A 9,567-nucleotide genomic window follows, 5' to 3' on the forward strand; every position below is an offset into this window, starting at 1 on the left:
CCCGGCCCCACGGGCGAGACCAACACCTATATGGTCGAGCCGCGTGGCGCTGTGTATTGCGTGGCCGCCACCGAAGCCGGCGCGCGGGCGCAGTGGTCGGTTGCCCGTCTGACCGGCAACCATGCCTGGTTCGCGGACACGCCCGCTGCCCAGGCGCTGCTGGCCACGCTGGATGCCGAACAACAAGGGCAGGCCGGCATCCTGGCTGACGATGAGGTGGATCAGGCCGACTACCAGGCGGTTCTGTTCGAAGGCGATGGCGACGCGCTGCAAGCGCTGAACCAGCGCATCGCGCAGCGCCCCGGCGCCATCCTGTCCGTGCATGGCCTGACGTCCGACGCCTTGGCGGCAGGCGCCAGCTATGTGCCGGAACGGCTCTTGACCGAGCGTTCCATCAGCGTGAACACGGCCGCCGCCGGGGGCAACGCCAGCCTCATGACGATCGGTTGAAGGTGACCGAGGGGTAACCCTCGATGACCGAGGGTTATCTCCAATATCGGGCAGGTTGCACTGGAACGAAAATCCGGTCGCACCTCAAGTCCGGATGCCGCAACCCGACATCCGGACTTTGCAGAAAATGCATACGCGGGAACGGGCCACAGCCCGGCTCGCGGTAGTAGAAAAAACCAAAAGCCTGGCTAAAAGCTCAGGTATAACAAGGCCTTAAGACCAAGGCCAAATGTCCCGATACCCGGAGGGTTTTCCCATGAAGTTCCGCACCACTTTGAAGCTTCTCGCCGCCAGCATCGCCGCTGTGGGCATGACGGCCGCCGCCCAGGCCGCCGACATCAAGCTGGGCTTTGCCGCCCCCCTGACCGGCCCGCAATCGCACTATGGCGAAGACATGCAGAACGGGCTGAACCTGGCTTTGGAAGAAGCCAACAAGAAGGGCATCAAGGTCGACGGCCAGCCCGCCAAGTTCGTGCTGGTGTCGCGTGATGACCAGGCCGACCCGCGCGTGGGCGTGCAGGTGGCGCAGCAGTTGGTTGATCAGGACGTCGTGGGCATCCTGGGCCACTTCAATTCGGGCACCACCATTCCCGCATCGCGCGTCTACCATGAAGCCGGTCTGCCGCAGATCGCCATGGCGACGTCGCCGGAATACACCAAGCAGGGCTACGAAACCACGTTCCGCATGATGACCAGCGACACCCAGCAGGGCGCCGCGGTCGGCAAGTTCATGGTGCAGAACCTGAAGGCCAAGAAGGTCGCCATCATCGACGACCGCACGGCTTACGGCCAGGGCCTGGCCGACGAAGTGGAAAAGGCCGTCAAGGCCGCTGGCGGCGAAGTGGTCCGCCGCGAGTACACCACCGACAAGGCCAACGACTTCACCGCCATCCTGACCAACATCAAGGGCGCGGCGCCCGACGCCATTTTCTACGGCGGCCTGGATGCGCAGTCCGGTCCCATGAAGCGCCAACTGGCCACGCTGGGCCTGAAGGCGCCGCTGGTCTCGGGTGAAATGACCCGCAGCGACACGTTCATCAAGCTGGCCGGCGACGCCGCCAATGGCACCTTCGCCTCGCTGGCCGGCGTGCCGCTGGACAAGATGACCGCGGGCAAGGACTTCGAACAGCGCTATCAGGCGCGCTTCAAGAAGGCCCCGGGCGTGTACGCCCCGTATGCCTATGACGGCGCCTGGAACATGATCACGGCCATTGAACAGGCCGGCTCGTCCAAGCCCGAGAAGTATCTGCCGGTGCTGGCCAAGCTTGACCGCAAGGGCGCTACCAGCGAGCACATTTCCTACGACGCCAAGGGCGATCTGAAGGAGATCTCGGTCACCATCTACGAAGTCAAGAACGGCAAGTGGGAAATGGTTGAAACGATGGTCAGCCAAGCCAACTAAGGCCGGCTGACCCGTAGGGCGGACGTGCCGGCGCTGCCGGCGTCCGCCAACGCTTTGCGCACACGCCGCTCGGCGTGTCGCCGCGAGCGCCGCGTTCCATGCATCATGGCGCGGGCCGCTGCAGCGCGATTTTTCCAGGCTTATTTTCGCGGCCCCTATGGATATCTTCATTCAACAACTGATTAACGGCGTCACGCTAGGCAGCGTGTACGCCCTGGTCGCCCTTGGCTACACCATGGTGTACGGCATCATCGGGCTGATCAACTTCGCGCATGGCGACGTTGTCATGATCGGCGCCATGGCGGCCACCACGATCGCCATTTCGCTGGTGGGCGGTGACCCTGGCGTGTCCGCTTTCGTGGTTCTGGGCGTGGGCCTGCTGGTGTCCGTGCCGCTGTGCATGGCGGTGGGCTGGACGGCCGAACGCGTTGCCTACCGGCCGCTGCGCCGCGCGCCCCGCCTGGCGGCATTGATCACCGCCATCGGCGTGTCCATCATTTTGCAGAACGTGGCCATGATGGCCTGGGGCCGCAACTACCTGAACTTTCCGCAGGTGCTGTCGCCGCGCGTGTTCGAGTTTGCCGGCGCCCGCATGAGCACGCTACAGATCGCCATCGTGGTGATCGCGGCGCTGATCATGGGCGGTCTGCTGGCCATCGTGCACAAGACTCGCCTGGGCACGGCAATGCGCGCCACCGCGCAGAACCGCGAGGTGGCGGGGCTGATGGGCGTGAATATCAATACCGTGATTTCGGCCGCGTTCCTGATCGGCTCGGCGCTGGCCGCCGTGGCGGGCATGATGGTCGCCACCTATTACGGCGTGTCGCAATACACCATGGGCTTCATGCTGGGCCTGAAGGCGTTCACCGCCGCGGTGCTGGGCGGGATCGGCAGCATGGTGGGCGCGATGGTCGGTGGCCTGTTGCTGGGCGTGATCGAATCGCTGGGCGCGGGATACATCGGCGACATCACGGGCGGCTTCCTGGGCAGCCATTATCAGGATGTGTTCGCGTTCTTCGTGTTGGTGCTGGTGCTGATCTTCCGCCCCTCGGGCCTCTTGGGCGAACGCGTGGGAGACCGGGCATGAACGCATCCCTGAAACACAGCGGGCTGTCGACCCGCAACCTGATCGGCATTGCGCTGATCGGTATCGTGCTGGCGGTGCTGCCCTTTGTGATCGGCATGGCCGGCCAAAGCTGGGTGCGCATCCTGAACTTTGCGTTGCTGTACGTGATGCTGTCGCTGGGCCTGAACATCGTGGTGGGCTTCGCGGGGCTGCTGGACCTGGGCTATATCGCGTTCTACGCAGTGGGCGCCTATACGTGGGCGCTGCTGGCGTCGCCACATTTCGGGCTGCACCTGCCGTTCTGGGCGATCTTGCCGATCGCGTTGGCGGTGGCCTGCCTGTTCGGCGTTTTGCTGGGGGCGCCCACGCTGAAGTTGCGGGGCGATTACCTGGCCATCGTGACGCTGGGCTTTGGCGAGATCATCCGCATTTTCCTGAACAATCTGAATGCGCCGGTCAACATCACGAACGGGCCGCAAGGCATCAACCGCATCGATCCGTTCAAGGTTGGCGAGTTTACGTTCGGGCGCACCGAGACGTTGATGGGCATCCGCTTCACCGGGCCGGAAAAGTACTACTACCTGCTGCTGGCGCTGACGCTGATCATCATCGTGGTGTGTGTGCGTTTGCAGAATTCGCGTATCGGCCGTGCCTGGGAAGCCATCCGCGAAGACGAAATCGCGGCCAAGGCTATGGGCATCAACACGCGCAACATCAAGCTGCTGGCGTTTGCGATGGGGGCGTCGTTTGGCGGTGTGGCCGGCGCCTTGTTCGCGTCGATGCAAGGCTTTGTCAGCCCCGAAAGCTTCTCGCTGATGGAGTCGATTTCGATTCTTTGCATGGTGGTGCTGGGCGGCATGGGGCATATCCCGGGCGTGATCCTGGGCGCGCTGATCCTGGCGGCCTTGCCGGAATTCCTGCGGGCCGTGGTCGAACCGTTCCAGCACATGGTGTTCGGCGCGGTGGTGCTGGACCCGGAAGGCATCCGCATGCTGCTGTTCGGTCTGGCGATGGTGTGCGTCATGCTGTTCCGCCCGGCCGGCCTGTGGCCGTCGGCGGTGCGCAAGCGTGAACTATCCACCAAGACGCAAGGGGGGCCGGCATGAGCAAACTGCTGCAAGCCCAGGGGCTGGGCAAACGCTTTGGCGGACTGCAAGCGCTGTCCGACGTCAGCTTCGATATCGAGCAGGGCGAAATCTATGGCCTGATTGGCCCGAACGGCGCGGGCAAGACCACGCTGTTCAACGTGCTGACCGGCCTGTACATCCCGGAGGACGGCAGCTGCACGTTCAACGGCCAGCCGATGTCGGGCAAGAAGCCGCACGAGGTGGCCCATGCGGGCCTGGCGCGCACGTTCCAGAACATCCGGCTGTTCGCGAATTTGTCGGCGATTGAAAACGTGATGATCGGCCGGCACCTGCGCACGAAGGCGGGCGTGTTCGGCGCGGTGCTGCGCACACGCCGCACGCGCGCTGAAGAAGCGGCCATCGAGGCGCGGGCGCAGGAACTACTGGACTACGTGGGCATCGGCCATCGCGCCAACGACGTTGCGCGTTCGCTGCCGTATGGCGATCAGCGCCGTCTGGAAATCGCCCGCGCGCTGGCCACGGACCCGAAGCTGCTGGCCCTGGACGAACCGGCGGCGGGCATGAACGCGTCGGAAACGGTGGTGCTGCGCAAGCTGGTCGAAAAGATCCGCAACGACGGCGTCACGGTGCTGCTGATCGAGCACGACATGAAGCTGGTGATGGGCCTGTGCGACCGTGTGCTGGTGCTGGAATACGGCAAGGTGCTGGCCATGGGCAAGCCTGCCCAGGTGCAGCGCGACCCCAAGGTCATCGAAGCGTATCTGGGCGCGGGCGCCGCGCAAGACCCGCTGATTCACAAGGAGAGCCCGGCATCATGACGGCATCCCAACCCTTATTGGAATTGCGCGGCCTGCAAGTCGCGTATGGCGGCATCCGCGCCGTGCGCGGCATCGACCTGCGCGTGGACGCCGGCGAGCTCGTGTGCCTGATCGGGGCCAACGGCGCGGGCAAGAGCACGACGCTGCGCGCCATCTGCGGCCTGGTGCCGCTGGCGGGCGGCGAAATCGTCTACGACGGGCAGTCCATCGGTGGCCAGAAGTCGCACGAACTGGTGCGCCGCGGGCTGGTCATGGTGCCCGAAGGGCGGGGCATCTTCGGCCAATTGACCATTGAAGAAAACCTGGCCATGGGCGCCTACATTCGCCGCGACGCCGCGCAGATCCGGCAAGACACCGACCGCGTGTTCACGCTGTTCCCGCGTCTTGCCGAACGCCGCAAGCAGGCGGCCGGCACCTTGTCGGGCGGTGAGCAACAGATGGTGGCCATGGGCCGCGCCATGATCGCGCGTCCCAAGCTATTGCTGCTGGACGAGCCGTCGATGGGCCTGGCGCCGTTGATGGTCGAAAAGGTGTTCGAAGTGGTGCGCACCATCGCCAGCGAAGGCGTCACAATTCTGCTGATCGAGCAGAACGCGCGCCTGGCGCTGGAAAACAGCCATCGCGGCTATGTGATGGAATCGGGCGAGATCATTCTGTCTGGCCCGGCTACGCAGATGCTGCACGATCCCAAGGTCAGGGCGGCGTATCTGGGCGAAGTCGAAGACGCTCCGGCCTGACGGTTGCACGTGCTTCGATATGCGCGATAAAAAAGCCCGGCATGTGTATGCCGGGCTTTTTCTTGCGCAGGCGAATTGACGCGTTCAAGCAGGCACAGGCGCCGCCCGCTTCTTGCCGATCCGCAGTGCAATCACCGCGGCGATCAAGCCCGTGGCGCCGGAAATCAAAAAGGCCATCATGTAGCTGCCCTGGGCTTCGCGGATCGCGCCGGCCATCCACGCCGCGCTGGCCGCGCCCAGCTGGTGGCCCGCGACAATCCATCCGAACACGATGCCGGCGTCCCGTTCGCCGAAGGCTTCGGTCGTCAGGCGCAAGGTAGGTGGCACGGTGGCGATCCAGTCCAGGCCGAAGAAGATGGCGAAGATCGACAGGCTGTAGAACGAGAAATCGGAATAGGGCAGGTAGATCAGCGACAGGCCGCGCAGGGCGTAATAAACGAATAGCAGCTTGCGCGGATCGTAGCGGTCGGTCAGCCACCCCGATGCCGTGGTGCCGACCAGGTCGAACACGCCCATCAGCGCCAGCAGGCCGGCGGCTTGCACTTCCAGCATGCCGTGGTCGCCGCACAGCGCAATCAAATGCGTGCCCACCAAGCCGTTGGTGGTGAACCCGCAGATAAAGAACGTGGCGAACAAGAACCAGAAGGTGGTGGTCTTGGACGCGCGCGCCAAGGCACCGAAGGTGGCGGCCAGCATCCCCGTGCGCGGGGCGACGGGGGCGGGCGGCGCGTCGGGGTCGCTGCCGAACGGCGTCAGGCCGACGTTGGCCGGGCGGTCGGGCACCAACCACCATGCCAGCGGCACCATGGCGGCAGCGGCTGCCGCTACGGTCCAGACCACGCGCGTCCAATCTCCGGACGAGGCCAGCGTGGCAAGAATGGGCAGGAAGACCAGCGTGCCGCTAGCGGTGCTGGCGGTCAGCAAGCCCATCACCAGTCCGCGATGCTTGATGAACCACCGGTTCACAATCGTGGCGCCCAGCACCGAGGCCACTGCCCCCGAACTCAGGCCCGAGAACACGCCCCAGGTCATCAGCAGGTGCCAGGGCTGGGTCATGTAGGCGCTGACGGCGCTGGAGGCCGACATCAGGATCAGGGCGGTGATCAAGACGCGGCGCAGCCCGAAGCGCTCCATCGCGGCGGCCGCGAAGGGGCCCACCAGGCCATACAAAAAGATGCCGGCCGCGGCCGCGAACGAGATCGAACTTCGGCTCCAGCCAAAGGCTTCCTCCAGCGGCACCAACAGCACGCTGGGGGTAGAGCGCAAACCGGCGGAAACCAGCAAGGCCAGGAAAATGACGGCGACGACGACAAAGGCGTACTTCTGTCCGGCGCGCTGAAAGGGAAGCGGAGGTTGGGCTATACTCATGTTACTGACCGGTACGTATCAGATTTGCGATGTGCGAATAGTACGTACCGGTCAGTAACATCGTCAAGCAGTTTTTCGGCGATTTGTTTTTTGAAGGCGCGGCTACCCGCTGGTGTGGTGGAGGTTGCCATCCGCCTTCCGTTTCAGGAGTCCAGCATGGCCAGCAAGCCTTCCAATGCCTCAGGCGCCACGGCAAAAACCGGCACCAAGCCGCTATTGGCGGCAGACCGCATCCGCAAGACGGCGCGCGAAATGTTCTACCGCGACGGCATCCGCGCCGTGGGCGTTGACGCCATCGTCAATCAAGCCGGCGTGACCAAACCCAGCCTGTACCGCAGCTTTTCATCGAAGGATGAATTGGCGGCGGCCTATCTGCGCGACTACGACGCCGAATTCTGGGCCCGCTTCGACGCCGCCTGCGCGGCCCATCCCGGCGATCCGCGCGCGCAGCTGCTGGACTATCTGTCGGGCTTGGCCCAGCGGGCCGTGGTGAACGGGTATCGCGGCTGCGGGCTGACCAATGCCGCGGTTGAGTACCCCGAACCCGAGCATCCCGCCCGCGCGGTGGCCGTCGAGCACAAGCTGGAATTGCGCCGCCGCTTGAACGAGATGGCGTCGGGCATGGGCGTCCAAGACCCCGCCGCCCTGGCCGATGGCCTGCTTTTGTTGATTGAAGGCGCGTTCGTGTCCAGCCAGCTGTTTGGTGAAGGCGGCCCGGCCGCGCGAGTTGCCGACATGGCCGACAAGCTGATTCAGGCGCATCGGACCGCCGGAATGGCGCAGGGCGCTGCACAAGACTAGTGCTTAATGTGGTGCCGCATGCACCGTAATGGTGGTGTTTGTCCCCATTGCGCAACGATTAAAAAAATGCTTGAAGTTTTTATTGCGACGCAACAAACGCGGATCTAACATGAAGTTGTGTTGTTCCACATCGCGCTTTCTCAAGGAGAGAATCATGAGCGATACCGCGTTGAAAAATGCCCGTATGTCGGATGCGCTGGAGCGGTCCTTGATCCGCGAGGCCGTCAAAGCGGAAACCTTGTCCAGTCCCTTCAATCGCGGTCTGTGGTTGCGCCTGAAAGTGCGCATGGCCTCGTTGGGCGGCGCCGTCGGCGAAATCCTGCACGACATGGACGCCGGTCGACAGCAGCATCCGGTCATCTCCGCCCGCCACTAAGGCGCCCGGGGCCAGCCAAAAAAACGCCAGCATATGCTGGCGTTTTTTTTGGGGCGGGTCCGGTTCAAGCCACCATGTCGATCAGCAGATAGCCATCGAGGATGACGATGCCGGCGGTGGCGCCGACAGCGGCCCATGCCCAGGCGCCGCGCAGCGCGTATGCGCCCATTACCTGTTTGCGGCAGGCCAGCACCACCAGCGGGCCCAACGCGAAGGGCAGGGCCAGGCTCAGGATGACCTGGCTCAAGACCAGCAATTCGTCGGGGTCCTTGCCACCCGTGTAGACCAAGAGGCCGACGGCCGCCGCGCCCGCAATCAAACGCGTGGCCAGCGCGCGCCGCCGGTCCGACCAGTTGCTGCGAATCTGAAACCCCTTGGACAGGATGCGCCCGGCCAGCACGCCGGTGATCGTCGAACTCTGACCCGCCGCATACAAGGCAACGGCAAAGACCACGGCGGCCCCCACGCCCAGCGTGTGGCCGATGACGGCATGCGCGTCGTCCAGGCTGGACACGATCTGGCCCGATCCCGACAGCGATGCGGCCGCCACGATCATGATGGCCGAGTTGATCAACATGGCCACCCCTAGCGACACAATGGTGTCGTTGCGCGCCACGCGCATGGCCATATCGCGCGCGGAAGCGGGCAGCGATTGCGCGCGTTCGGCCAACGAGCCGGAATGCAGATACAGGTTATGCGGCATCAAGGTGGCGCCCAGGATGCCCAGCGCGATCAAGAACCCCTGGGGGTCGCGCAAGGCTCGACCGGTCTCGGTCACGCCGTGGGCCACGGCCGTCCACGCGGGGTTCGCCTTGAACAGCAGGAACACGAACGACGCGGCCACCACGCCCAGCAACACCGCGATCACGCGTTCATGGCGGTCGGCGATGCCGCGGGTCAGTGCCAGCACGGCGAAGGTGCCCACGCCGGTCACCGCCACGCCCGCGATCAGGGGCAGGCCGAACAGCAAGCGCAGCGCGATGGCCCCGCCGATCAGTTCCGCCAGGGCGGTGGCCAGGATGGCGGCCTCGCCGGCCAGCCAGGCCGCCTTGGACCAGCGGGCCGACAAGTGGCGGGCCGTCAGCGTGGCCAGGTCTTGCCCCGTGGCCAGCGCCAGGCGCGATACCAGAATCTGAAAGCCCAGCGCCAGGAATGCGGAGCAGATGACGACCATCAACAGGCCGTAGCCAAAGCCGCTGCCGCCCGCGATGTCGGTGGCCCAGTTGCCGGGATCGATGTAGCCGACAGCCACGAGGATGCCCGAGCCGACCATGCGCCGCAGGTTGGCCGACACGCGCGCGTCCTGAGCCAAGGCGGCCTTGCCGCCAGAAATTGCGTAGATGAATCCGGTCATGCGGCACTCCTGAGAATGGTTCTCATTTTCTGGAAGCGCTGGCAGACCGTCAAATTGATTTTGCCCAAGCCCGGGATAGGGCCGAGCAATGGCGCGACCCGGGACAG

9 protein-coding genes and 1 pseudogene are annotated in these 9,567 nt (G+C 64.6%); 8 read left to right on the forward strand and 2 right to left on the reverse strand.

Translation table 11 applies throughout. The features are described 5' to 3' along the window. The 6 genes and pseudogenes from ACNPP0_RS15730 to ACNPP0_RS15755 all read left to right on the forward strand — a co-directional run. Window positions 1–450: pseudogene (locus ACNPP0_RS15730) on the forward strand (trifunctional transcriptional regulator/proline dehydrogenase/L-glutamate gamma-semialdehyde dehydrogenase); the annotation flags it as partial. A gap of 256 nt (window positions 451–706) precedes the next feature. After that, a complete protein-coding gene (locus ACNPP0_RS15735; RefSeq protein WP_046804693.1) occupies window positions 707–1,852 on the forward strand; it encodes a branched-chain amino acid ABC transporter substrate-binding protein in 1,146 nt (381 codons plus the stop codon). A gap of 235 nt (window positions 1,853–2,087) precedes the next feature. Next, on the forward strand, window positions 2,088–2,939 hold the full coding sequence (locus ACNPP0_RS15740) for a branched-chain amino acid ABC transporter permease (protein ID WP_409360600.1): 852 nt from the start codon (window positions 2,088–2,090) through the stop codon (window positions 2,937–2,939). Then, entirely contained in the window at window positions 2,936–4,024 is a 1,089-nt protein-coding gene (locus ACNPP0_RS15745) for an ABC transporter permease subunit (RefSeq protein ID WP_332608689.1), read from the forward strand. Before ACNPP0_RS15740 ends, ACNPP0_RS15745 begins: the two co-directional genes overlap by 4 nt. Next, on the forward strand, window positions 4,021–4,824 hold the full coding sequence (locus tag ACNPP0_RS15750; RefSeq protein ID WP_332608688.1) for an ABC transporter ATP-binding protein: 804 nt from the start codon (window positions 4,021–4,023) through the stop codon (window positions 4,822–4,824). The genes ACNPP0_RS15745 and ACNPP0_RS15750 overlap by 4 nt, the downstream gene beginning before the upstream one ends. After that, window positions 4,821–5,561, forward strand: coding sequence for an ABC transporter ATP-binding protein (locus ACNPP0_RS15755; RefSeq protein WP_332608687.1), 741 nt, complete (start codon window positions 4,821–4,823; stop codon window positions 5,559–5,561). The genes ACNPP0_RS15750 and ACNPP0_RS15755 overlap by 4 nt, the downstream gene beginning before the upstream one ends. Window positions 5,562–5,645: 84 nt before the next feature. On the opposite strand, the gene ACNPP0_RS15760 is transcribed toward ACNPP0_RS15755, so the two are convergent. After that, window positions 5,646–6,929 (reverse strand): MFS transporter, encoded by a 1,284-nt coding sequence (locus ACNPP0_RS15760; protein ID WP_448706409.1) that lies wholly within the window; start codon window positions 6,927–6,929, stop codon window positions 5,646–5,648. A gap of 156 nt (window positions 6,930–7,085) precedes the next feature. Between ACNPP0_RS15760 and ACNPP0_RS15765 the strand changes: the two genes are divergently transcribed. Further along, the gene (locus ACNPP0_RS15765; RefSeq protein ID WP_448706410.1) at window positions 7,086–7,730 is read left to right on the forward strand and encodes a TetR/AcrR family transcriptional regulator; all 645 of its coding nucleotides are present in this window, start codon (window positions 7,086–7,088) and stop codon (window positions 7,728–7,730) included. Window positions 7,731–7,884: 154 nt separating this feature from the next. Beyond that, on the forward strand, window positions 7,885–8,106 hold the full coding sequence (locus tag ACNPP0_RS15770) for an XRE family transcriptional regulator (protein WP_448706411.1): 222 nt from the start codon (window positions 7,885–7,887) through the stop codon (window positions 8,104–8,106). Between the two features lie 64 nt (window positions 8,107–8,170). Here the strand turns inward: ACNPP0_RS15770 and ACNPP0_RS15775 are convergent, their stop codons facing one another. Continuing rightward, window positions 8,171–9,460: an Nramp family divalent metal transporter gene (locus ACNPP0_RS15775; protein WP_448706412.1), complete on the reverse strand. Its 1,290-nt coding sequence runs from the start codon at window positions 9,458–9,460 to the stop codon at window positions 8,171–8,173. Between the last annotated feature and the right edge of the window lie 107 nt (window positions 9,461–9,567).

Source organism: Achromobacter semiaridum, from assembly GCF_053543755.1.

Coding starts and splice junctions, on each gene's coding strand:
- ACNPP0_RS15765 (WP_448706410.1), top strand. CDS start 7,086: ATGGCCAGCAAGCCTTCCAATGCCTCAGGCGCCACGGCAAAAACCGGC.
- ACNPP0_RS15755 (WP_332608687.1), top strand. CDS start 4,821: ATGACGGCATCCCAACCCTTATTGGAATTGCGCGGCCTGCAAGTCGCG.
- ACNPP0_RS15735 (WP_046804693.1), top strand. CDS start 707: ATGAAGTTCCGCACCACTTTGAAGCTTCTCGCCGCCAGCATCGCCGCT.
- ACNPP0_RS15745 (WP_332608689.1), top strand. CDS start 2,936: ATGAACGCATCCCTGAAACACAGCGGGCTGTCGACCCGCAACCTGATC.
- ACNPP0_RS15760 (WP_448706409.1), bottom strand. CDS start 6,929: ATGAGTATAGCCCAACCTCCGCTTCCCTTTCAGCGCGCCGGACAGAAG.
- ACNPP0_RS15750 (WP_332608688.1), top strand. CDS start 4,021: ATGAGCAAACTGCTGCAAGCCCAGGGGCTGGGCAAACGCTTTGGCGGA.
- ACNPP0_RS15770 (WP_448706411.1), top strand. CDS start 7,885: ATGAGCGATACCGCGTTGAAAAATGCCCGTATGTCGGATGCGCTGGAG.
- ACNPP0_RS15740 (WP_409360600.1), top strand. CDS start 2,088: ATGGTGTACGGCATCATCGGGCTGATCAACTTCGCGCATGGCGACGTT.
- ACNPP0_RS15775 (WP_448706412.1), bottom strand. CDS start 9,460: ATGACCGGATTCATCTACGCAATTTCTGGCGGCAAGGCCGCCTTGGCT.